Origin of the sequence: Sanguibacter inulinus, from assembly GCF_013415325.1 — a bacterium.
Classification (GTDB): Bacteria; Actinomycetota; Actinomycetes; order Actinomycetales; family Cellulomonadaceae; genus Sanguibacter; species Sanguibacter inulinus.
On record NZ_JACBYE010000017.1, the window covers coordinates 1 to 21713 of the forward strand.

Consider the following 21713-nt stretch of genomic DNA (forward strand, 5'->3'; position numbering starts at 1 on the left):
CTCACCCGTTCGCCACTGATCAACCAGAGCAAGCTCTGATGTCACCGTTCGACTTGCATGTGTTAAGCACGCCGCCAGCGTTCGTCCTGAGCCAGGATCAAACTCTCCGTAAATGTTTGCTATCAACCAGTCGAAACCAGTTAACAACCATACGAAGCAAGCCTCCCTGCAAAGAGAGAACTTGATTAATCAAGGCTACAAACCGAAAACTTGCGTTTTCAATTCATACCAAATAAACCTTGCCATCAGACCAGCCCCGACCGTAAAGCCGAGCACCAATCCAAGACAAGGGGTCTTGGCATTGACTATTAAGCACACTGTTGAGTTCTCAAGGAGCGGACGCGCATCACCCGTTCACTCATTACTGAGCGTCTGGCGTGAGGCAACCGTTCAAACTTACCCGACTCGCTTCCCTGCGTCAACCCGCCGTTCCCAGCGCGTTAACCCGGTCAAGCGGGCCTGGTGAAGACTACCTGATCTTCGCGGCCCCTCGAACCACTCTTCCGAGCCGTCCGAACCGCAGCCAGACAGTGTCACCACCGTCCGAACCAGGCCCTCCACACTACCAGGCGCAGGCGAACCCGCGAAGCCTTCATGCAGAGGATGCCGAACCCCGGGACCAGCCACTTCGCGCCGGCTCCGAAGAGCTTCGCAGTGGTGTCTGTGTCTCCCAGTCGGGCTGACGTCCAGAACATTACGGTGGTGTGAACACGAGCGTCAAGCCCGCTCCCGGTGACCGCAGTCACTCTCCGGTCTGCCGCACACCGCCTGGATGCAGATCGGCCCCCGTCCAGGCAGGACGGGGGCCGACGGCACGACAAGGTCAGGTCAGGTCAGGTCAGGTCAGGCGCGCGCCTTGACGACCCCGAGCGTCTTCTTCCCGCGGCGCAGCACAGCGGCGCTTCCGTGCAGGAGGTCCGACGCGGAGAGCACGGCGTCGTCTCCGACGACCTTCGCGTTGTTGACGTAGACCCCGCCCTCCGCGACGGCCCGACGAGCGGCGCCCTTCGAGGCGACCAGACCAGCCGCGACCACCAGGTCGACGATCAGGTCCCCGGGCGCCCCGTCGGTCTCGGGCAGCTCGGCGACCGCCGCCACGAGCGTCTGCTCGTCGAGGCTCGACAGCTCCCCACGTCCGAAGAGCGCCTGGCTCGCCGCGATCGCAGCCTCGGTCGCGCCAGCACCGTGGACCAGTGTGGTGACGTCGCCGGCCAGTGCACGCTGAGCCTCACGGGCCGCAGGCCGCTCGGCGACGGCGGCCGCGAGCTCGTCGATCTCCTCAGCCGTACGGAACGTGAAGATCTTCAAGAACCGCACCACGTCGGCGTCGTCCGAGTTGAGCCAGAACTGGTAGAAGGCGTACGGGCTCATCATCTCCGGGTCGAGCCACACGGCCCCGCCCTCGGACTTGCCGAACTTCGTGCCGTCGGCCTTGGTGATGAGCGGTGTCGTGAGCGCGTGGACCGAGCGCTGCTCGGACTTGCGGATGAGCTCGACCCCCGACAGCAGGTTGCCCCACTGGTCGTTGCCGCCGGTCTGCAGCGTGCAGCCGTGACGACGGTTGAGCTCGAGGTAGTCGATCCCCTGGAGGATCTGGTAGCTGAACTCCGTGAAGGACAGACCCTCGCTGCTCTCGAGCCGGCGCGCGACGGTGTCCTTGGCCAGCATCGTGCCCAGCCTGTAGTGCTTGCCGATGTCCCGCAGGAAGTCGATCGCTGTCAGCTCACCCGTCCAGTCGAGGTTGTTGACCATCTGCGCGGGGTTGTCACCGTCGAAGTCGAGGAATCGCGAGATCTGCGAGCGCAGACGCTCGACCCACTCGGCGACGATCTCCCGGGAGTTGAGGACCCGCTCCCCCGACATCCGCGGATCACCGATCAGCCCGGTCGCCCCGCCCACGAGCGCGATGGGGCTGTGCCCGGCGAGCTGCAGGTGGCGGAGCAGGAGGAGCTGGACGAGGTGTCCGTGGTGCAGGCTCGGTGCTGTCGGGTCGAAGCCGCAGTAATACGTGACCGGGCCGCCGTCGAGCGCTTCGCGGAGCGCGTCCATGTCGGTGGTCTGGCTGATCAGCCCACGCCAGGTGAGCTCATCGAGAACGTTGGTCACTGCTGCTCCTCGTCTAGGGGTTGGCCCGACCATTCTGCCCTCTTCAGCGTCGACGCGGGGACACCGCCCTGTAGGCGGAGACCGTCGGCTCCCCGGCGAGCCAGAGCCTCCAGGGGAAGAGCTCTCCATCCCCACCAAGTCCGCTGACACCGACCCGCGGACCTCGCATCACCGCACCCGGCAGGTCGACGGATGCGTCGGCCGGTACCCCTGTCGGCTGCGACCCGCAGACAGCGAGCGTGAGACAGCCTCCACGCTCGAGCAGGTCCACGCCGTCGTGGTCGACCCCGACCCCCAGCGCGACCGCGAGCCGGGCCGGACCGCGGGCCAGGTCGCGCGCAGTCTTGGCGACTCCGCGCTCTGTCCGTCGGGCCAGTGCGAGCGGCTCCCCGTCGATCACCTCGGCTCCCCGCAGGAGCACCGCAGACGGAGAGCCCTCAGGTCCCGCGACGACGTTGAGGCAGGTGTGCAGCCCCAGGTGCCTGTAGGCGTAGAGGTGCCCGCCCGGCAGGGCCATCGACCGGTTCCGCAGGGTCACACCGCGCGCCGCGTGCGAGCCCGGGTCGTCGAGGCCGCCGTACGCCTCGACCTCGGTCAGCCGGAGCGTCACAGACCCCTCGGGCGCGCTGTGCGTGAGGTGGGCGCCGAGCAGGTCGGCTGCGACGTCGAGGACAGGTCGTGCGAACCACGCGAGGTCTGGCTCGTGCTGTGCCGGGGAGACCGCGGCGCTCACGCAGGCTCCGTCGGTCCGAGCCCGGTGATGTTCCCGGAACCGTCGAGCCGGACGTGGCTCCGCTCGGCCGTCCGGTGCTCCGCGTAGAGACGGCGTTCTTCGACCATCCAGGTGGTCCACTGGTCCCGCGCGCCGTCACCGTCGCGGAGCATGCCGCGCTCGAGGCGCACGTCGTCGTCAGCCTCGACCCAGATGATCACCGGCGAGTAGGGCGCGGTCGTGAGTGCTGCGGAGTTGCAGCCCTCGACCACGAGGGTGTCTGCGAGCGGCACGGTGTGCCGCTCGGCGTACAGGCCCAGCGGCCAGTCGTACCTGCGGTACCGACCCGGGACCCCGTGGGCCAGCGGCTCGAGGACCCACTCGTGCAGCTTCTGGGCACCTTCGGCGAGCCCGGTCCACCCTGGGTAGAGGTCGTCCATGTGGATGACCTGGGCGGGCAGCGCCCGGCCGAGCTGGTCCGCGAGGGTCGTCTTGCCGGAGCCTGCAGGCCCGTCGACGCAGACCAGGCGCATGCCGCCCAGACCTGCCGTGGCCTCGGCGACGACCTCGAGGATCAGGTCCAGGACGTCGGCGGGGACGGTCATGAGCGCTGTCCGTCGTTCGTGCTCATGCCGTCCCCGTCCGTCGTACCTGTCGTGCGTGCCGTGCACTCGGTGCGTGCTGTGCTGGTGCTGGTCGCTGCGTCCTCCAGAGAGGACTGCTCAGCCGTTGACCCAGAACCTGTACTCGGCGATCTGGACCTTCGCGGCCTCGAGCTGCTCCGCCACGCGGACCGGCGCGGTCCCGCCCGCGGCGTCGCGCGAGCGCAAGGAGCCCTCGACCGTCAGCACCTCGCGGACACCTGGCGTCAGGTGCTCGGAGATCTCCGCCAGGTCGGCGTCGCTGAGGTCCCACAGCTCGATCCCGCGGTCTTCGCACACCCGGACGCAGGCACCCGCGACCTCGTGGGCCACCCGGAACGGGACACCCTGGCGGACCAGCCACTCGGCGATGTCTGTCGCGAGCGAGAAGCCCTGCGGGGCGAGCTCGGCCATGCGACCGGTGTCGAAGGTGAGCGTCGAGACCATCCCGGCGAAGGCCGGCAGGAGCACCGTGAGGGTGTCGACCTGGTCGAACACCGGCTCCTTGTCCTCTTGCAGGTCGCGGTTGTACGCGAGCGGGAGGCCCTTGAGGGTCGTCAGCAGCCCCGTGAGGTCACCGACCAGACGCCCGGCCTTGCCGCGCGCGAGCTCGGCGATGTCCGGGTTCTTCTTCTGCGGCATGATGCTGGACCCGGTCGAGTAGGCGTCGTCCAGACGGACGAAGCCGAACTCCTTCGTGTTCCAGACGATGATCTCCTCGGCGAACCTCGAGAGGTCGATGCCGAGCATCGCCGAGACGAAGGCGAACTCGGCGACGACGTCGCGGCTCGCGGTCCCGTCGATCGAGTTCTCGACCGCTCCGTCGAAGCCGAGGTCGGCGGCGACGGCCTCGGGGTCGAGCCCGAGGGACGACCCGGCCAGGGCACCCGACCCGTAGGGCGAGCGCGCAGCACGCACGTCCCAGTCGATGAACCTGTCGACGTCGCGCAGCAAGGGCCACACGTGCGCGAGCAGGTGGTGCGCGAGCAGCACAGGCTGAGCGTGCTGGAGGTGCGTGCGACCGGGCATCGCGGCGTCCGGGTGCGCGGCAGCCTGCTCGACGAGGGCGTCGGCGACGTCGAGCACCAGCCCGCCGATCACCTTGGCCTCCTCGCGCAGGTACATGCGCACGAGCGTCGCGATCTGGTCGTTGCGCGACCGGCCGGCGCGGAGCTTGCCCCCGAGCTCGCTGCCGGCTCGCTCGATGAGACCGCGCTCGAGCGCGGTGTGCACGTCTTCGTCGGCGAGCAGCGGGAGGAAGTCCCCCGACGCCACGTCGGCCGAGAGGACGTCGAGCGCCTCGAGCATCGCCGTGAGCTCGTCCTCGGACAGCAGACCTGCCGAGTGCAGGACCCGCGCGTGGGCCCTCGAGCCCTCGATGTCATGCTGGGCGAGCCGCCAGTCGAAGTGCGTCGACTGCGAGAGCGCAGCGAGCGCCTGGGAGGGGCCGCCGGCGAACCGGCCGCCCCACAGGCTCACGGGCGCCGCGCCGGTCGCACCGACCTGCGTGCCCGCAGCCGCCTCGACGGCTGCGGGCTCAGAGGAGGTCGACAAGGGGTCCGACGGAGTGAGGTCCGTCATCTCAGGCCTTCGACCCGGGGAGGTCGGCACCGGTGAGGTCCACGCCGTTGCCGAACTTCACGTCGCGGGCTGCCGAGAGCTTGGCGGTGAGGCCGAAGATCTCGATGAAGCCACGCGCCTGCGACTGGTCGAAGGAGTCGCCCTCGTCGTAGGTGGCGAGGTTGAAGTCGTAGAGGCTCGCCTCGGAGCGGCGGCCGGTGACCGTCGCGCGGCCACCGTGCAGGACCATGCGGATGTCGCCCGACACGTAGCGCTGGGTGTCGTCGATGAAGGTCTCGAGGGACTTCTTGAGCGGCGAGAACCACATGCCGTCGTAGACCAGCTCGGTCCAGCGCTGCTCGACGGTCCGCTTGAAGCGGGCCTGCTCGCGCTCGACGGTGACGTTCTCGAGCTCCTGGTGCGCGGCGATGAGGGCCATCGCGCCGGGGGCCTCGTAGATCTCACGGGACTTGATGCCCACCAGACGGTCTTCGACGATGTCGATGCGGCCCACGCCCTGGGCGCCGGCGCGACGGTTCATCTCCTGGATCGCCTGGAGCGGCGTCACGGCGACACCGTCGAGGGCCACGGGGATGCCCTGGTCGAAGGTGATGACGACCTCGTCGGCGACCGGCGGGAAGGTCGGGTCGTCCGTGTAGCTGTAGACGTCCTTGGTCGGACCGTTCCAGATGTCCTCGAGGAACCCGGTCTCGACGGCGCGGCCCCACACGTTCTGGTCGATCGAGAAGGGGTTGTGCTTGGTCGTCGCGATCGGGAGCTTGTGCTGCTCCGCGTAGGCGATGGCCTTCTCGCGGGTCAGCGCGAGGTCACGGACGGGTGCGAGGCACTTGAGGTCCGGGGCGAGGGAGGTGATGCCCACCTCGAAGCGGACCTGGTCGTTGCCCTTGCCGGTGCAGCCGTGGGCGACGGTCTGCGCGTCGAACTGGCGGGCGGCACGCACGAGGTGCTTGACGATGATCGGGCGGGAGATCGCCGAGACCAGCGGGTAGCGGTCGAGGTACAGGCCGTTGGCGCGCAGCGCCGGCATGCAGTACTCCTCGGCGAACTCGTCCCGGGCGTCCGCGACGTACGCCTCGACGGCGCCGCAGTCGAGGGCGCGCTGACGGATGACCTCGAGGTCTTCACCGCCCTGGCCGACGTCGACGGCCACCGCGATGACCTCGGCTCCTGTGCGCTCGGCGATCCAGCCGATGGCGACGGAGGTGTCCAGGCCGCCGGAATAGGCGAGCACGACGCGTTCTGTCATGGCACTTCACTTTCTCAAGATGGTGAGGGACAAAGTCTGTCATCCGTCGAGGCCACCGCTGGTCGGGTGGTCGTCTGGCGGACGGCGGGTTCGGCCGGTGGTCCGGTCGAGCCGTGGTCTCGGGGTCAGGTGCTGTCGCTCGCGAGCCCGACGAAACGGGCGGCGAGCTCGTCGCCGCCGCTCACGTCACGGGCGATCACGAGGACCGTGTCGTCTCCGGCGATCGTGCCGAGCACACCTGTGAACACCGAGTGGTCGATCGCCGAGGCGAGGTACTGGGCGGCGCCGGGCGGGGTGCGCAGCACCACGAGGTTCCCGGACGCCTCGGCCGAGACGAGGAGCTCCCCGCAGAGCCTGGAGAGCCTGGCGGCGAGGAACTCGGCGTCGGCCGTGGTCTGCACGGTACGGTCGCCACCCTCGCCGGGGATCGCGTAGACGAGCACCCCGGACGAGGTGCGCACCTTCTCGGCCCGCAGCTCGATGAGGTCGCGCGAGAGCGTCGCCTGCGTCACGTGCAGGCCGTCGGCGGCGAGCGCCTTGGCGAGCTCCGCCTGGGAGTGGATCTGCTCGCGGGCGAGCAGGTGCACGATGCGCGCGTGCCGTGCCGCCTTGGTGGCCGGCACGCTCCCGACGGGGACGGCGGCGAAGGTCATGACCGCCCCAGGAGCCACGTCATGAGCGCCTTCTGCGCGTGCAGCCGGTTCTCCGCCTCGTCCCAGACGACCGACTGCGGCCCGTCGATCACCTCGGCGGTGATCTCCTTGCCGCGGTAGGCCGGGAGGCAGTGCAGGACGAGCGCGTCGGGCGCCGCGTGGGCGAGCAGCGCGGCGTCGAGCCTGTAGGGCACGAAGGGCTCGGCGCGCTCGGCGGCGGTGGCCTCGTCGCCCATCGAGACCCAGGTGTCGGTCGCCACGGCGTCAGCGCCGGCGACGGCTGCGGCCGCGTCGGAGGTGACGGTGACGGACCCGCCTGTCTGCTCCGCGATCGCCGCCGCGGCCGCGAGGATCTCGGCGTCAGGCAGGTACCCCTCGGGTGTGCCGACCCGCACGTGCATGCCGGCTGTGACTCCTCCGAGGAGGTAGGAGTGCGCCATGTTGTTCGCGCCGTCGCCGACGTAGGCGAGGGTCTGACCGGCCAGGGCCGCGACCCCGCCGCGATGCTGGGCGATCGTCACGAGGTCGGCGAGGATCTGGCACGGGTGGAAGTCGTCGGTGAGCGCATTGACCACGGGGACCCCGGCGACCGCTGCCATCTCGTCGATGCGCGACTGCGCGTGGGTGCGCCACACGATCATCGAGACCTGGCGTCCCAGGACGCGGGCGGTGTCGGAGATCGACTCCCGCACACCGATCTGCGCGAGGTTGCCGTCGAGGACGAGAGGGTAGCCCCCGAGCTCGGCGATGCCTGTCGCGAAGGAGACCTGGGTGCGCAGCGTGGGCTTGTCGAAGATCACCGCGACGGCCTGCGGGCCCGCGAGGGGCTTCTCGAGGTGCCTGTCGGCGCGCAGCCGCAGCGCGAGCTCGAGGACCTCGGCCTGCTCGGCAGGGCTGAGGTCGTCGTCGCGCAGCATGTGGCGGATCGTCTGGGCGGTCATCGTCAGGCCTCCGTGGTGAGGTCGGCGGGGTCGGTGGGCAGGGCGAGCTCAGCAGGCAGCCCTTCGAGGAAGGCGACGAAGTCGTCCACCTGCTCGCGGGTGAGGATCAGCGGGGGCGCCAGGCGCAGCGCCGTCGGCGTGACAGGGTTGACGATGAAGCCCGCGTCGAGGGCGCGGGAGGCCACGTCGGCCGACACCGGCGCCGCGAGCTCGATGCCGACGAGCAGGCCTTCGCCGCGCGTCCCGACCACGAGCGGGTGCCCGGTCTCGGCGAGCCGGCTCCGCAGGTGGTCGCCGACAGCCGTCACCGAGGCGAGCAGGCCGTCACGCTCGATCACGCCGATGGTCGCGAGTGCCGCGGCGGACGCGACAGGGTTGCCGCCGAAGGTCGTCCCGTGCTGGCCGCGTCCGAGCAGCGCCGCTGGTCCGTGACCGTAGGCGACGACGGCACCGATCGGGAACCCTCCGCCGAGACCCTTGGCGAGCGTGACGACGTCGGGGACGATCCCGCCGCCGAGCTGCGGGAGCTGGTGGGCGAGCCACGAGCCTGTCCGGCCCATGCCGGTCTGCACCTCGTCGAGGATCATCAGCGCTCCGTGCTCACGGGTGAGCTCGCGGGCGCGCTGCAGGTAGGACGCGGAGACCGGCCGGACACCGGCCTCGCCCTGGATCGGCTCGAGGAACAGCGCGGCGACGTCGCTCGTGACGGGGTCGCCGGCGAAGGCCGCCTCGAGGGCGTCGAGGTCACCGAAGGGCAAGAACTCGACCCCGCCGGGCAAGGGCTCGAAGGGCTCGCGGTACGCGGCCTTCGACGTGAGGGCGAGCGCCCCCATGCTGCGACCGTGGAAAGACCCCTCGAGCGCGAGGATCCGCGGGCGCCCGGTGCGGCGAGCCATCTTGAAGGCCGCCTCGTTCGCCTCGGTCCCGGAGTTGGAGAAGAAGACGCGCGACCCCTCGGGGGCTGCGGCGAGCTCGAGCAGCCGTTCTGCGAGCGCGATCTGGGTCGGGGTGCCGAAGAAGTTCGAGACGTGGCCGATCGTGCCGAGCTGTGCGCTGATCGCCGCGGTGAGCGTCGGGTGCGCGTGGCCGAGGGAGTTCACGGCGATCCCGCCGAGGAGGTCGAGGTACCGGCGACCGTCGGCATCCCACACGTAGGCACCCTCACCGCGGACCAGCACGCGCTGGGGCGGGCCGAAGGTGTCCATGACGGCCCCCGAGTAGCGAGACGTCCACTCGGCGCCGCTGCCGGGACCTGTGAGGTCTGCGGTCGTGTCGCTGCGGGGGTCGAGGGCGTTCACTGCGGGTCTCCGTCTGTCGTGGGGGTGGTGGTGCTGGAGCTGCTGGCCGGCGCCGAGATGGTCGGCGGGTTGAGCCTGCCGTCGCTGTCGGGGACGACCATGGTGCCGATCCCGCGGGTGGTGAAGACCTCCATGAGGACCGAGTGCGCGACCCGGCCGTCGATCACGTGGGCCTCGCGCACTCCCCCGCGGACGGCACGCAGGCAGGCTTCCATCTTCGGCACCATGCCGGACTCGAGAGATGGCAGCAGGGTGTCGAGCGCGGAGGCCGTGATCTGGCTGACGAGGGACGTGCGGTCCGGCCACGAGGTGTAGAGGCCCTCGACGTCGGTCAGCACGATGAGCTTGCGGGCGCGCAGTGCGACCGCGAGCGCGGCGGCGGCCGTGTCCGCGTTGACGTTGAGCACCTGGGTGGGGTCGAGGATGTCGGGGGCGACCGTCGAGACCACCGGGATGCGCCCGGCGTCGAGGAGGTCCTGGACGGCGCGCGGGTCCACGTCGACGACGTCCCCGACGAGCCCGACGTCGACGGCCTCACCGTCGACTGTCGCGTGACGGCGGCGGGCACGGAGCAACCCGCCGTCTTCGCCGGAGAGCCCGACGGCGTGCGGGCCGTGGGCGTTGAGCAGCCCGACGAGCTCGCGGGAGACCTTGCCGGTGAGCACCATGCGGACGACGTCCATGGCCTCGGGCGTGGTGACGCGCAGCCCGCCGCGGAACTCGCTCTCGATGCCCAGGCGTCCGAGCATCTCGGAGATCTGCGGTCCGCCGCCGTGGACGATGACCGGCCGCAGGCCGACCTGGCGCAGGAAGACCATGTCTTCGGCGAAGGCGGCCTTGAGCGTGTCGTCGATCATGGCGTTGCCGCCGTACTTGACGACGACGAGGGCGCCGTGGAACTGGCGCAGCCACGGGAGGGCTTCGAGGAGGACCTCGGCCTTCTGGGAGGGGCTGAGGTCTTCGCCGACGTCGATCCCGCTGAGGTCGAGCGGGGCGTCGGGTGCGCTGGGGGTCTGGTCGCTCATGAGGAGTACGCGCTGTTCTCGTGGACGTAGTCGTGCGTGAGGTCGTTGGTCCAGACCGTGGCGGTGGCGTCGCCTGCGTGCAGGTCGACGAGCACCCGGACCTCGCGCTGGGCGGCGAGGTCGACGAGGTCGCGGTCCTCGCCCACTCCCCCGGCGCGGCACACCTGGACGCCGTTGATCGACACGTCGAGGGTCGTGGCGTCGAAGCTGGCGACAGACTCGGGGACGGTGCCGACGGCCGAGAGGACACGGCCCCAGTTGGGGTCGTTGCCGAAGACGGCTGCCTTGAAGAGGTTGGAGCGGGTCACGGCCCGGGCCACCGCGACGGCAGCGTCCTCGGAGTGCGCGCCGACGATCTCGACGGCGATGTCGTGGCTGGCACCCTCGGCGTCGGCGACGAGCTGGCGGGAGAGCGAGGCGCTCACCTCGGTGACGGCTGCGGCGAGCTCGTCGAGGGTCGGCGTCTGCCCGCTGGCACCGGAGGCGAGCAGCACGACGGTGTCGTTGGTCGACATGCAGCCGTCGGAGTCGACGCGGTCGAAGGTCGCCGTGGTCGCGGCGCGCAGGGCGGCGTCGGCCGTCGCGGCGTCGACGGCGGCGTCGGTCGTGATGACCGAGAGCATGGTCGCCAGGCCGGGTGCGAGCATGCCAGCCCCCTTGGCCATCCCGCCGACGGTCCAGGTCCCTGTCGCTGTCTCGACGGTGACGACGGCGGTCTTGGCGACGGTGTCTGTCGTCATGATCGCGTGCGCCGCGTCGGTCCCGCCGTCGGTGCTGAGCGCGGTGACTGCGGCGTCGACGCCCGGGAGCAGCTTGTCCATGGGCAGGCGGACACCGATGAGTCCTGTCGAGCAGACGATCGTGTCCCCTGCGGAGATGCCGAGGGCTTCAGCGGTGTGCTCGGCGGTGCGGTGCGTGTCGAGGAAGCCCTCGGGTCCTGTGCACGCGTTGGCGCCGCCCGAGTTGAGGACGACGGCGCTCGCGCGGCCGTCGGCGACGACCTGGCGGGACCAGGTGACCGGGGCGGCGACCACGCGGTTGGAGGTGAAGACCGCGGCGGCGACGTCGAGCGGGCCGTCGTTGACGACGAGGGCGACGTCGGGCTTGCCCGTCGACTTGAGGCCGGCGGCGGTCCCAGCGGCCCGGAAGCCCTGTGCTGCGGTGACGCTCACGGTGCGACTCCTTCGGTGGTCAGGCCCAGGACCTGCGGGAGGCCGAGCGCTGTGTTGATCGACTGGACGGCGCCGCCTGCGGTGCCCTTGACGAGGTTGTCGATCGAGGTCACGGTCACGACGCGACCGGCGCGCCGGTCGAGGGCCACCTGCACGAGGGCTGTGTTCGACCCGGCCGTCATGGCTGTCGTGGGCCACTGCCCCTCGGGGAGCAGCTCGACGAAGGGCTCACCCTCGTAGGCGTCGGACCACGCGGACCGCAGCTGCTCGAGGGTGGTGCCCTCGGCGCCGCCGGCGAGGCGGGCGGTGGCTGTCGCGAGGATGCCACGGGACATGGGCACGAGGACCGGCGTGAAGGAGATCGTCACGTCGCCGGCCCCGGCGACCTGGAGGTTCTGCACGATCTCCGGGATGTGCCGGTGCGTGCCGCCGACGGCGTAGGGCTGCGCAGACCCGAGGGCCTCGGAGGCGAGCAGGTGCGTCTTGAGGCTCTTCCCGGCGCCCGAGTACCCGACCGCGAGGACGGCGACGAGGTCGTCGGTGCTCAGCAGGCCTGCGGCGACCCCGGGCTGGAGGCCGAGCGTCACGGCGGTGACGTTGCACCCCGGGACGGCGATCCGCCGGGTCGAGGCGAGCAGCTCGCGCTGCTTGGTGTACTCGACCTGGCTGTCCACGGTCGAGACGCGCAGCAGCTCAGGCAGACCGTAGGTCCACGTCCCGGCGTGCTCGGAGCCGTAGAACTCCTCCCACGCGGCGGGGTCCACGAGGCGGTGGTCTGCGCCGAGGTCGACGACGAGCACGTCGTCGGGCAGCTGGGCGGCGATCGCGCCGGAGGCGCCGTGCGGGAGGGCGAGGACGACGACGTCGTGGCCCAGCAGGTGCTCGACGGCCGTCGGCAGCAGCTCGCGGTGCGCGAGGGATCGCAGGTGCGGGTGGTGAGCGCCGAGCAGGGTGCCCGCGTTGGAGTGGGCGGTGACCGCCCCGACGGTGAGCTCAGGGTGCCCGGCGAGGAGACGGAGCGTCTCTCCCCCGGCATACCCGCTGGCTCCGGCAACTGCCACGGTGAACGTCATGTGCATAACAATACACAAGACTGTGAGTTGATACAGCCGCCCTCGGTACAGACCTCTACGCTGGGACGATGACTGCCGCACCCCTCACCCTCGCACCCCGCCCCGACGTCGACCACCGAGGTTTTGTCCTCGTCCTGGCCGGGGGCGGCTACGCCCACCGCGCCGAGCACGAGTCCGTCGACGTCGTCGCGTGGCTCTCCAGCCACGGAGTCGCGAGCGGCTATCTCGACTACGCGATCGCCCCCGAGCGCTATCCCACAGCCCTCGACCAGGTGCTCACCGCCCTCGCCGAGCTCCGCGCCGGCGTGCACGGCGAGATCACCGGTCCTGTCGCCGTCCTCGGCTTCAGCGCCGGGGGCCACCTCGCAGGCACCGTGCTCACCGCGACCGACGACGACGTCGCCCGCGTCCAGGCTGCCGCCGCACCAGGACTGACCGTCTCCCGCCCCGACGCCGCGGTCCTGTGCTACCCCGTGACCTCGCTCGTGCGGACCCCGCACGTCGGCTCCCGCGAGAACCTGCTGGGCGAGCACGCCGACGACGCCGGGCTCGCGAGCGCCCTGAGCACCGAAGAGCGCGTCGACGCCTCGACGGGCCCAGCATTCCTGTGGCACACCGCGGACGACGAGACCGTGCCGGTCAGCCACAGCCTCGGCCTCGCCGCAGCCCTCGGCGAGCACGGCGTGCCGTACGAGCTGCACGTCTACCCGACAGGTCGTCACGGCCTCGGCCTCGCGCCGGGCAGCGGTACGGTCGAAGAGTGGACCACCGCCGCGCTGCGCTGGCTCCACGAGCAGGGCATCGGCCCGGTCCAGGACGCCTGACGCGCAGCCACACCCGATCCGAGCGAGGAGCACCATGACGCCCGAGCAGCACCCCGAGAACCAGACCATGCACGCCGTCGTCGCGACCGCCGCCGGCGGGCCCGAGGTCCTGCGTCACGACACCGTGGACGTCCCGTCCCCGGGACCTCACGACGTCCTCGTCCGGGTGGCCGCTGCGGGCGTGAACTTCATCGACACCTACAGGCGCTCGGGCGTCTACAGCATCGACTACCCGAGCATCCTCGGGTCCGAGGGGTCCGGCGTCGTCGAGGCTGTCGGGTCAGAGGTCTCCGACGTCGCCGTGGGCGACCACGTCGCCTGGTCCGACGCGCCCTCGTCCTACGCCGAGCTGGTCGTCGTCCCGGCGGCCCGGACGCTGCCCGTCCCCGGCGACGTCGACCTCCAGGTCGCCGCAGCCCTCCCCCTCCAGGGCATGACCGCCCACTACCTGGCGACCTCGACGTACCCGCTCGGCCCGGGCGACACCGCCCTCGTCCACGCTGGAGCCGGCGGGGTCGGCCTGCTCCTCACCCAGCTCGCGGCGGCCCGCGGGGCGCGTGTCCTGACGACGGTCTCCACCGAGGAGAAGGCTGCGCTGTCACGGGCCGCCGGGGCGAGCGAGGTCGTCAACTACCGCGAGATGACCGACCTCACGACCGAGCTGCCGGCCCGCGTCCGCGAGCTCACCGACGGTGCGGGCGTCCACGTCGTCTACGACTCCGTCGGCAAGGACACCTTCGACGCCTCGCTCGCCTCGCTGCGCCGACGCGGCATGCTCGTGCTCTTCGGCGGGTCGTCCGGCCAGGTGCCGCCCGTCGACCTCCAGCGGCTCAACGCAGGCGGCTCGCTCTTCGTCACCCGCCCGACCCTCGGCGACTACGTCGCGACCCGTGAGGAGCTCGTGCTCCGTGCCGGCGAGCTCTTCGACGCCGTGCGGGCCGGGACCCTCGACGTGCGGGTCGAGCACACGTACCCTCTCGCCGAGGCGGCCGAGGCGCACCGTGCGCTCGAGGGCCGACGCACGACGGGGAAGGTGCTGCTGGTCCCGTGACCAGGGCGAGCTGTCTCCACGGCAGCCACGGCGACCACGACACCCACGGACGAGCGACGGCCGGGTCGGGCCGAGCGTGCTCCGAGCGCCCGGCTAGGCTCGTCGCATGAACCATTCCTGGGCCGACGGCGGCTACGAGAGATCCGAGCCCGGTCCGTCGCGCGGGGCGAGGATCGCCCTGACAGTCCTCGTCGTGCTCAGCACGGCTGTCGGCGCCGCGTGGTACGCCAAGGTCGGCATGGACCAGTCGAAGCAGGAGTGCTACGCGCAGCGCCCCGCGGGCATGAGCATCTCCGAGGTGACGACCACCTTCCGCTGGCTCCCGCCGGGCTACGACTGCAGCTACGTGCAGGACGGGACAGTCTGAGCCTGCCGTAGCCAGCCACGGGCCGAGGTCTCGCCCGCGACTGAGCCACCCACACCTGGCGCACGACTCACGCCCCAGCCTTGTCAGACCACGCACGAGGGCCGGTACCCCAGGATCGCTCCTGAGGTACCGGCCCTCGTGTCGTCACCGGCCGCGTGCGGGGTCAGCCCTCGTACGTGGTCGGCTCTCGTGCGTGGTGGGCAGAGCCGCTGTCAGGCGCGCAGCTCGGCCCCGACCCGTGCGGCGGCCGACGCGACAGCCGCCTCACGGACGGCGACGGCGTCCTGCGCCGTGAGCGTGCGGTCCTGCGCACGCAGCCGCAGCGAGAAGGCGAGGGACTTCTTGCCCTCCCCGAGCTGGTCACCTGTGAACACGTCGAAGAGACGCAGGTCTTCGAGGAGCTCTCCAGCACCGTCGCGCACGGCGTCGAAGACGTCCTGCGCCGGCACCTCGGCGTCGACCACGAGCGCGAGGTCTTCCTTGGCGAGCGGGAAGGTCGAGACCGGGGCCGCCTGGCGGGGCTCGGTCGGCGCTGCCGCGACGAGCGCGTCGAGGTCGAGCTCGAAGGCGACGGTCCTGGCGGGCAGCGACAGCTGCTCGAGGACCTTCGGGTGCAGCTCACCGGCATAGCCGACGACTGCCCCGTCCGCGAGGGTCACCGCTGCGCACCGACCCGGGTGCCAGGGTGCCCGGTCGTTCGTCGAGACGAGGTCGACGTGGGCGCCCACCCGGTCCGCGACGAGCCGGACCGCCGCGACGGCGTCGGTCCAGTCGGCTGCCCGGCCTGCACCCCACCAGCCCGAGAGCTCGATGGAGCCGGCCAGCACACCGGCGACGAACCGGGGCTGGGCGGGGACGGCCGCAGCGACCGCTGCCAGCTCCTCGTCGCTCGGACGCTGCCCGACCGGGAGCGCCGGAGCAGCCGGGGCCCCGACCACGGGGAGCGTGACGAGCCCGAGCTCGAAGAGCGCGAGGTCGGTGCGCCCGCGGGCGACGTTCCGTCGCGCGGTGTCGAGCAGGGTCACCAGGAGCGACGACCGCATCTGCCCCTTCTCGGCCGACATCGGGTTGACCAGGGTCAGCATGGTGCGACGCTCGTCGTCAGCGGCGAGACCGAGCTCGTCGAGCTGGTTCTGCCCGACGAAGGGATAGCTGAGCACCTCGACGAGACCGCTCTCGGCGAGCCCGCGCGCCACCGAGCGGCGCGCGCGCTGACCGCGGGTGAGACCACGACCGGCCGGGGCGACGGGGAGGATCGACGGGATCTGGTCGTAGCCGACCAGGCGCGCGACCTCTTCGACGAGCTCAGCAGCACCGACGAGGTCGGGCCGCCAGGACGGCACCTCGACGGAGAGCAGACCTGCCGCTGCGTCGACCTCGGTCACCGTGCACCCGATCTGCTCGAGGGTGCCGACCACCTGGTCACGCGTGTAGGGCACGCCGACGAGGCGCTCAGGCTCTGACAGGAGCATCTGGAGCGCCGGACGGGGGGCCACGACGTCGAGGTCGCTGACGGCCGGGTCGGCCGTGCCACCCCCGTGCTCGACGAGGAGGTCGACGACCCGCTGGGCCGCCACGTCCGCGAGCCTCGGGTCCACGCCGCGCTCGAAACGCTTCGCGGCCTCGCTCGGCAGCCTGTGCCGACGTGCTGTGCGGGCGACCGAGACCTGGTCGAAGTGCGCAGCCTCGACGAGCACGTCCGTGGTCGTGCCGGAGACCTCGGTCTCCGCCCCGCCCATGACACCCGCGAGACCGAGGACGCGTGCCCCACGACCGCCAGCGCTGTCGGTGATGAGAAGGTCCTCGACGTCGAGCACGCGGTCTGTGCCGTCGAGGGTCACGAGCCGCTCCCCCGCGGTAGCCCTGCGCACCACGACGGGCGCGACCAGCGTCGAGAGGTCGTAGGCGTGCAGGGGCTGACCGAGGTCGAGCATGACGTAGTTGGTCACGTCGACAGCGAGCGAGATGGGTCGCATGCCCGCCTGCGTGAGCCGGCGCTGCATCCAGGCCGGAGACGGCGCCGTCGGGTCGATCCCGCGCACGACACGCGTGACGAAGCGGTCGCAGCCGGGGACGCCGTGGACCGGGGCGTCGTCCTCGACGACCACCTCGAACCCGTCGGCGGTCGCGGCGGGCAGCTCTGCGGTCGCCAGACCCGGGTCGCTGAAGGCGGCTCCGGTCGAGTGCGCGTACTCGCGCGCGACACCGCGCATCGAGAAGCAGTAGCCGCGGTCGGGGGTCACGTTGATCTCGAGGACCTCGTCCCCGAGACCGAGCAGCGCGGCGGCGTCGGTCCCCGGCTCGACGTCAGGGTGCACGGCCGGGTCGAGGACGATGATCCCGTCACCGCCTTCCCCGAGACCGAGCTCGCTCGTCGAGCAGATCATCCCGTCGGACACATGGCCGTAGGTCTTGCGGGCCGCGATCGGGAACGGGCCAGGAAGGACGGTCCCGGGCAGCGCAGCGACGACGAGGTCACCCTCGACGAAGTTGTGCGCACCGCAGATGATCCCGCGCGGGACCGTGGGCTGACCGTCGTCGTCGAGGGTGTTGTGCGCCCCGACGTCGACCTGGCACCAGTTGATGACCTTGCCGTTCTTCTGAGGCTCCTTGACGAGCGAGAGCACCCGTCCGACGACCAGGGGCCCGGTCACCGCCGCGCCGTGGACCTCTTCTTCTTCGAGCCCGACGCGCACGAGGTCGGCCGCGAGCTGCTCAGCTGTCAGACCGGCGGGCAGCTCGACGTGCTCACCGAGCCAGGACAGGGGGATCAGGGGCATCAGAGGTCCATTCCGAAGTGCTGGGAGAAGCGGACGTCGCCCTCCACCATGTCGTGCATGTCGGCGATGCCGTGACGGAGCATGAGCGTGCGCTCGATGCCCATGCCGAAGGCGAAGCCTGTGTACTCCTGCGGGTCGATGCCCGCCGCGAGGAGCACGTTGGGGTTGACCATGCCGCAGCCGCCCCACTCGATCCAGCCTGCGCCGCCCTTCTTCTGCGGGAACCACAGGTCCATCTCGGCGCTCGGCTCGGTGAAGGGGAAGAACGAAGGACGCAGACGCGTCTTGGCGTCAGGTCCGAACATCGCCTTCGCGAAGTGGTCGAGCGTGCCGAGCAGGTGCGCCATCGTCAGGCCCTTGTCGACGGCAAGACCCTCGACCTGGTGGAAGACCGGCGTGTGCGTCGCGTCGAGCTCGTCGGTGCGGAACACCTTGCCGGGGCAGGCGATGTACAGCGGGAGCTCGCGCTCGAGCAGCGTGCGGGCCTGGACCGGCGAGGTGTGGGTGCGCAGCACGAGACCAGAGTCGCCGTCCTCGACCCCGGGGGTCCGGGCGAAGAAGGTGTCCTGCATCTGGCGGGCCGGGTGGTCCGGGCCGAAGTTGAGGGCGTCGAAGTTGAACCACTCGGCCTCGACCTCGGGCCCCTCGGCGATCTCCCACCCCATGGAGACGAAGAAGTCGGCGACGCGCTCCTGGATGAGCTCGAGGGGGTGGCGAGCACCCTCCAGACGACGGTCGACGGGGAGCGTCACGTCGACGGCCTCCTCGACGAGCACCCGGGCGTCACGCTCGGCCTCGAGCTCGACCTGGCGGGCGGACAGCGCCTGGTTGATCCGGCCGCGGGCGGGGCCGAGGATCTTGCCGGCGGTCGCCTTGTCGGGGCCCTGGAGGCCGCCGATCTCACGGTTGGCCAGGGCGATCGGGCTGCGGTCGCCGGTCACGGCTGTGCGGACGGCGCGCAGCGCGTCGAGGCTGTCGGCGCCGGCCACGGCCTGCAGGGCCGCGTCGACGGCTGCCGAGACAGCGTCGGCGTCGAGCGGTGAGATGGCCGTGGTGCTCGCCGTGGGTGCAGCCTGCGCTGCGGGGTCAGGGGTGGACATACGTGCCTTCCGGGCTCGGTCGTACGGGTCGTCGCGGTCGGGTAGACCCGCGTCGATCTTAGTCTCAGGCGTCTGCGCCGCGGCGGCGACGGACCTGCTCACGGACGAGGTACACGCCCACGACGAGCAGGAACAGCCCGGAGGTGGCCAGGAGCTGCTGGCGGGCGGTGTCGTCGAAGAGCATGAGCACCACGATCGCGGCCAGCGCCGCGAGGGTCGCCCAGGTGAGGAACGGGAAGGCCCACATCTTCAGCGTCAGGGTGCCCTCGCGCTCGAGCCGTGGCCGCAGCCGCAGCTGGGAGACGGCGATGAAGGCCCAGATCCCGAGCAGGGTCGCGCCGACGGCGTTGAGCAGGATGCCGAGGATCTGGTCGGGCAGCCACGCGTTGAGACCGACCGAGACGAGACCGAAGACGATCGAGGTCCAGACGGCGCGGTTCGGCACACCACGTCGGCTGACACCCGTGAAGTACCGAGGGCCGTCGCCACGCTGCGACAGCGAGAAGACCATGCGAGACGTGCCGTAGACGTTGGCGTTGAAGGCCGAGAGCAGCGCGATGACCACGACCGCCTCCATCACCCTGCCCGCGCCGGGCACCCCGGCGATGTCGAGGACCGAGACGAAGGGACCGGCGACGAGCTCGGGCGAGCTCCACGGCATGACGAGGATCATCACCGTGACGGAGCCGATGTAGAAGAAGAGGATGCGCCACACGACGCTCGCGGCTGCGCGGGCGATCGACCGGGCCGGGTCCTCGGACTCCGCCGCGGCGATCGTGACGATCTCGATCCCGCCGAAGGCGAAGAGCACCGCGAGCAGACCTGCCGCGATGCCTGCGACGCCGTTGGGCGCGAAGCCGCCGTCGCTGAGCATCGCCTGGATGCCCACGGGCTGACCGACGTCGATCACCCCGGTGAGGACGAGCGCCCCCACGACGAGGAAGCCGACGATCGCGACGACCTTGATGGTCGCGAACCAGAACTCGAACTCTCCGAAGCGCCGGACCCCCGAGAGGTTCACGACCGCGAAGAAGGTCACGAAGACGAGCGCCACGACCCACTGCGGGATGCCCGGGAACCACCCGGAGACGATCTGGGAGGCACCGGTGATCTCGACCCCCAGGACCATGACGAGCATGAACCAGTACACCCAGCCGACGGTGAAGCCGGCCCACCGGCCGATGCCGACCTCCGCGTACGTGGAGAACGCCCCGCTCGACGGGACGGCCGAGGCCATCTCCGCGAGCATGCGCATGAGCAGCACGACGAGCGCACCGGCCACGACGTACGACACCAGGACCGCTGGCCCGGCGGCGGCGATCCCGACGCCCGTCCCGAGGAACAGCCCGGCACCGATCGCCGAGCCGAGGCCCATCATGGTGAGGTGGCGGACACGGAGACCGTGCCCGAGGGGAGCCTGGACGGCCGGCATGGGATTCCTAGCGTTGGGACGCGAGGGCTAGCGCTGGGCGCGCGAGCTCGCGTACAGACAGACGGTCGCGGCGGTCGCCAGGTTGAGCGACTCGGCGCGACCCCGGATGGGGACACGCACCACGGCGTCGGCGAGGCCACGCTCGGCCTCGGTGAGACCCCAGGCCTCGTTGCCGAAGATCCAGGCAGAGGGTGCGCGCAGGTCGGGGACACCCTCGGGGGCGTCCCCTGCGACGTCGAGCAGGTCGTCGAGGTCGTGGGCGCCGACGCCGTCGGCCGCGAGGGTCTGCAGACCCCCGAGGCCGAGCGCCGCGACGGCCTCGTCGAGCGGGACGCCCGTGACGACGGGGAGGTGGAAGAGCGACCCGGCGGTCGAGCGGACCACCTTGGGGCTGTGGATGTCGACGCTGTTCGTGGTGAGGACCACGAGGTCGGCTCCGGCAGCGTCGGCCGCGCGGATGACCGCTCCGGCGTTGCCGGGGTCGCGCACGTTCGAGAGCACGGCGACCAGCCGCGGGCTCTGCGCGAGCGCCAGCTCGAGCGCGGCCGCAGGGCCGTCACCCGGGTCGGGGAGGTCGAGGACCGCCAGGACGCCCTGGGCGTCCGGGCTCATGGCCTCGAGCACCTCGGGCGTCGTGACGTGGAAGTACACGCGCGCCGCCTCGGCGTCGGCCACGATCTCGCGGTACCTGTCGCGCGACTCTGCCGTGAGGTAGACGTCGCGGACGGACTGCGGGCTGTAGCGGACGGCCTCGCGGACACCCTGCGGTCCCTCGACCAGGAACCGTCCGGTGCGTGAACGCGCAGAACGCCCAGACAAGGACCGGACCATCTTCACCCGATCGCTGCGGGTGCTGGAGATCTCGGTCATCGTCTGGGCGTCTGAGGTGTCTGTGAGGCGCCGTGCAGCAGCACGGCGCCAATCACGACAGGCGTCAGGCCGCGACCTTGGGCGCGTTGACGTCGGCCGGCAGAGCGGCCTTGGCGAGCTTGACGAGTGCGTTGAACGCGGCGACGTCGGAGACGGCGAGCTCAGCGAGGACGCGACGGTCCACGAGGATCTCAGCAGCCTTGAGGCCCTGGATGAAACGGTTGTACGTCATGCCCTCGGCGCGGGCCGCAGCGTTGATGCGCTGGATCCAGAGACGACGGAAGTCGCCCTTGCGCTTCTTGCGGTCGCGGTAGGAGTAGGTGAGGGAGTGGGTGACCTGCTCCTTCGCCTTCCTGTAGAGACGTGAGCGCTGGCCGCGGTAACCGCTGGCGCGCTCGAGAATTGTCCGACGCTTCTTGTGGGCGTTGACCGCCCGCTTCACGCGTGCCACGTGATGCTCCTTGCAGTTGGGTGCTGGAAATGAGGTCTGTCAGCGAGCCTGGGCCCGCCGGAGGTCACTTGCCGAGCAGCTTCTTGATCTTCTTGACGTCGGCGGCGCTGACGACCAGGTCGCCAGACAGGCGGCGCTTGCGTCGGCTCGACTTGTGCTCGAGCAGGTGGCGCTTGTTGGCCTGCTCGCGCATGACCTTTCCACTACCGGTGATGCGGAACCGCTTCTTCGCGCCGGAGTGCGTCTTGTTCTTCGGCATGGCTGCCGTTTCTCCTCGGGTCTGGTCAGGTGTCAGGTTCAACACTCGACGTCGGTCTGGTCAGAGCCGGTGGGCTCCGCCTCGGTCAGGTCCTGGACAGCGTCCGGGACCAGGCCAGGTGGTCGTGCAGC

At 70.8% G+C, this 21713-nt stretch carries 20 protein-coding genes and 1 rRNA gene; 3 read left to right on the plus strand and 18 right to left on the minus strand.

What is annotated here, in order from left to right:
* The 12 genes from HZZ10_RS08640 to argC form a co-directional block, all read right to left on the minus strand.
* Positions 1-113, minus strand: a 16S ribosomal RNA gene (locus HZZ10_RS08640); the annotation flags it as partial.
* Between the two features lie 730 nt (positions 114-843).
* On the minus strand, positions 844-2106 hold the full coding sequence (gene tyrS, locus HZZ10_RS08645) for a tyrosine--tRNA ligase (RefSeq protein ID WP_308507537.1): 1263 nt from the start codon (positions 2104-2106) through the stop codon (positions 844-846).
* A gap of 43 nt (positions 2107-2149) precedes the next feature.
* Positions 2150-2839: a DNA-3-methyladenine glycosylase gene (locus HZZ10_RS08650; protein ID WP_179913213.1), complete on the minus strand. Its 690-nt coding sequence runs from the start codon at positions 2837-2839 to the stop codon at positions 2150-2152.
* Complete coding sequence (locus HZZ10_RS08655) at positions 2836-3423, minus strand: nucleoside/nucleotide kinase family protein (RefSeq protein WP_179913214.1); 588 nt, start codon at positions 3421-3423, stop codon at positions 2836-2838. The genes HZZ10_RS08650 and HZZ10_RS08655 overlap by 4 nt, the downstream gene beginning before the upstream one ends.
* Before the next feature lie 117 nt (positions 3424-3540).
* Positions 3541-5040, minus strand: a complete 1500-nt coding sequence (gene argH / locus HZZ10_RS08660; protein WP_228087308.1) for an argininosuccinate lyase — start codon at positions 5038-5040, stop codon at positions 3541-3543.
* Between the two features lies 1 nt (position 5041).
* The gene (locus HZZ10_RS08665; protein WP_056130337.1) at positions 5042-6286 is read right to left on the minus strand and encodes an argininosuccinate synthase; all 1245 of its coding nucleotides are present in this window, start codon (positions 6284-6286) and stop codon (positions 5042-5044) included.
* A 125-nt stretch (positions 6287-6411) separates the two neighbouring features.
* Positions 6412-6939 carry an arginine repressor gene (locus HZZ10_RS08670; protein WP_056130335.1) on the minus strand — a complete coding sequence of 176 codons (528 nt, stop codon included), beginning with the start codon at positions 6937-6939 and terminating at the stop codon, positions 6412-6414.
* Complete coding sequence (argF, locus tag HZZ10_RS08675) at positions 6936-7880, minus strand: ornithine carbamoyltransferase (RefSeq protein ID WP_179913215.1); 945 nt, start codon at positions 7878-7880, stop codon at positions 6936-6938. Before argF ends, HZZ10_RS08670 begins: the two co-directional genes overlap by 4 nt.
* Positions 7881-7882: 2 nt before the next feature.
* Positions 7883-9178, minus strand: coding sequence for an acetylornithine transaminase (locus tag HZZ10_RS08680; RefSeq protein WP_179913216.1), 1296 nt, complete (start codon positions 9176-9178; stop codon positions 7883-7885).
* On the minus strand, positions 9175-10203 hold the full coding sequence (gene argB, locus HZZ10_RS08685) for an acetylglutamate kinase (RefSeq protein ID WP_218928589.1): 1029 nt from the start codon (positions 10201-10203) through the stop codon (positions 9175-9177). The genes HZZ10_RS08680 and argB overlap by 4 nt, the downstream gene beginning before the upstream one ends.
* Entirely contained in the window at positions 10200-11375 is a 1176-nt protein-coding gene (gene argJ, locus HZZ10_RS08690; protein ID WP_179913217.1) for a bifunctional glutamate N-acetyltransferase/amino-acid acetyltransferase ArgJ, read from the minus strand. The genes argB and argJ overlap by 4 nt, the downstream gene beginning before the upstream one ends.
* Positions 11372-12454 (minus strand): N-acetyl-gamma-glutamyl-phosphate reductase, encoded by a 1083-nt coding sequence (gene argC, locus HZZ10_RS08695; protein WP_179913218.1) that lies wholly within the window; start codon positions 12452-12454, stop codon positions 11372-11374. Before argC ends, argJ begins: the two co-directional genes overlap by 4 nt.
* A gap of 62 nt (positions 12455-12516) precedes the next feature.
* Between argC and HZZ10_RS08700 the strand changes: the two genes are divergently transcribed.
* From HZZ10_RS08700 to HZZ10_RS08710, 3 genes are all read left to right on the plus strand, one after another.
* Complete coding sequence (locus HZZ10_RS08700; RefSeq protein ID WP_056130318.1) at positions 12517-13272, plus strand: alpha/beta hydrolase; 756 nt, start codon at positions 12517-12519, stop codon at positions 13270-13272.
* A 67-nt stretch (positions 13273-13339) separates the two neighbouring features.
* Complete coding sequence (locus HZZ10_RS08705) at positions 13340-14323, plus strand: quinone oxidoreductase family protein (protein ID WP_179913246.1); 984 nt, start codon at positions 13340-13342, stop codon at positions 14321-14323.
* Between the two features lie 106 nt (positions 14324-14429).
* Positions 14430-14690 carry a hypothetical protein gene (locus HZZ10_RS08710; RefSeq protein ID WP_179913219.1) on the plus strand — a complete coding sequence of 87 codons (261 nt, stop codon included), beginning with the start codon at positions 14430-14432 and terminating at the stop codon, positions 14688-14690.
* 212 nt (positions 14691-14902) lie between these two features.
* On the opposite strand, the gene pheT is transcribed toward HZZ10_RS08710, so the two are convergent.
* From pheT to rpmI, 6 genes are all read right to left on the minus strand, one after another.
* Positions 14903-17470 carry a phenylalanine--tRNA ligase subunit beta gene (gene pheT / locus HZZ10_RS08715; RefSeq protein ID WP_179913220.1) on the minus strand — a complete coding sequence of 856 codons (2568 nt, stop codon included), beginning with the start codon at positions 17468-17470 and terminating at the stop codon, positions 14903-14905.
* Positions 17470-18570, minus strand: a complete 1101-nt coding sequence (gene pheS, locus HZZ10_RS08720) for a phenylalanine--tRNA ligase subunit alpha (protein ID WP_056130305.1) — start codon at positions 18568-18570, stop codon at positions 17470-17472. The genes pheT and pheS overlap by 1 nt, the downstream gene beginning before the upstream one ends.
* Before the next feature lie 64 nt (positions 18571-18634).
* Positions 18635-20002 carry an amino acid permease gene (locus HZZ10_RS08725; RefSeq protein ID WP_179913221.1) on the minus strand — a complete coding sequence of 456 codons (1368 nt, stop codon included), beginning with the start codon at positions 20000-20002 and terminating at the stop codon, positions 18635-18637.
* 27 nt (positions 20003-20029) lie between these two features.
* A complete protein-coding gene (locus HZZ10_RS08730) occupies positions 20030-20872 on the minus strand; it encodes a TrmH family RNA methyltransferase (protein ID WP_179913222.1) in 843 nt (280 codons plus the stop codon).
* A gap of 64 nt (positions 20873-20936) precedes the next feature.
* Positions 20937-21323: a 50S ribosomal protein L20 gene (rplT, locus tag HZZ10_RS08735; protein WP_056130297.1), complete on the minus strand. Its 387-nt coding sequence runs from the start codon at positions 21321-21323 to the stop codon at positions 20937-20939.
* Positions 21324-21387: 64 nt separating this feature from the next.
* A complete protein-coding gene (rpmI, locus tag HZZ10_RS08740) occupies positions 21388-21582 on the minus strand; it encodes a 50S ribosomal protein L35 (protein WP_012867226.1) in 195 nt (64 codons plus the stop codon).
* Between the last annotated feature and the right edge of the window lie 131 nt (positions 21583-21713).

Excerpts from the sequence above, each read along its gene's own strand:
- HZZ10_RS08705 (WP_179913246.1), top strand. The coding sequence starts at position 13,340 with ATGCACGCCGTCGTCGCGACCGCCGCCGGCGGGCCCGAGGTCCTGCGT.
- argB (WP_218928589.1), bottom strand. The coding sequence starts at position 10,203 with ATGAGCGACCAGACCCCCAGCGCACCCGACGCCCCGCTCGACCTCAGC.
- argC (WP_179913218.1), bottom strand. The coding sequence starts at position 12,454 with ATGCACATGACGTTCACCGTGGCAGTTGCCGGAGCCAGCGGGTATGCC.
- argH (WP_228087308.1), bottom strand. The coding sequence starts at position 5,040 with ATGACGGACCTCACTCCGTCGGACCCCTTGTCGACCTCCTCTGAGCCC.
- pheT (WP_179913220.1), bottom strand. The coding sequence starts at position 17,470 with ATGCCCCTGATCCCCCTGTCCTGGCTCGGTGAGCACGTCGAGCTGCCC.
- HZZ10_RS08730 (WP_179913222.1), bottom strand. The coding sequence starts at position 20,872 with ATGACCGAGATCTCCAGCACCCGCAGCGATCGGGTGAAGATGGTCCGG.
- HZZ10_RS08665 (WP_056130337.1), bottom strand. The coding sequence starts at position 6,286 with ATGACAGAACGCGTCGTGCTCGCCTATTCCGGCGGCCTGGACACCTCC.
- HZZ10_RS08670 (WP_056130335.1), bottom strand. The coding sequence starts at position 6,939 with ATGACCTTCGCCGCCGTCCCCGTCGGGAGCGTGCCGGCCACCAAGGCG.
- HZZ10_RS08710 (WP_179913219.1), top strand. The coding sequence starts at position 14,430 with ATGAACCATTCCTGGGCCGACGGCGGCTACGAGAGATCCGAGCCCGGT.
- pheS (WP_056130305.1), bottom strand. The coding sequence starts at position 18,570 with ATGTCCACCCCTGACCCCGCAGCGCAGGCTGCACCCACGGCGAGCACC.
- rpmI (WP_012867226.1), bottom strand. The coding sequence starts at position 21,582 with ATGCCGAAGAACAAGACGCACTCCGGCGCGAAGAAGCGGTTCCGCATC.
- HZZ10_RS08700 (WP_056130318.1), top strand. The coding sequence starts at position 12,517 with ATGACTGCCGCACCCCTCACCCTCGCACCCCGCCCCGACGTCGACCAC.
- argF (WP_179913215.1), bottom strand. The coding sequence starts at position 7,880 with ATGACCGCCCAGACGATCCGCCACATGCTGCGCGACGACGACCTCAGC.
- HZZ10_RS08655 (WP_179913214.1), bottom strand. The coding sequence starts at position 3,423 with ATGACCGTCCCCGCCGACGTCCTGGACCTGATCCTCGAGGTCGTCGCC.
- HZZ10_RS08725 (WP_179913221.1), bottom strand. The coding sequence starts at position 20,002 with ATGCCGGCCGTCCAGGCTCCCCTCGGGCACGGTCTCCGTGTCCGCCAC.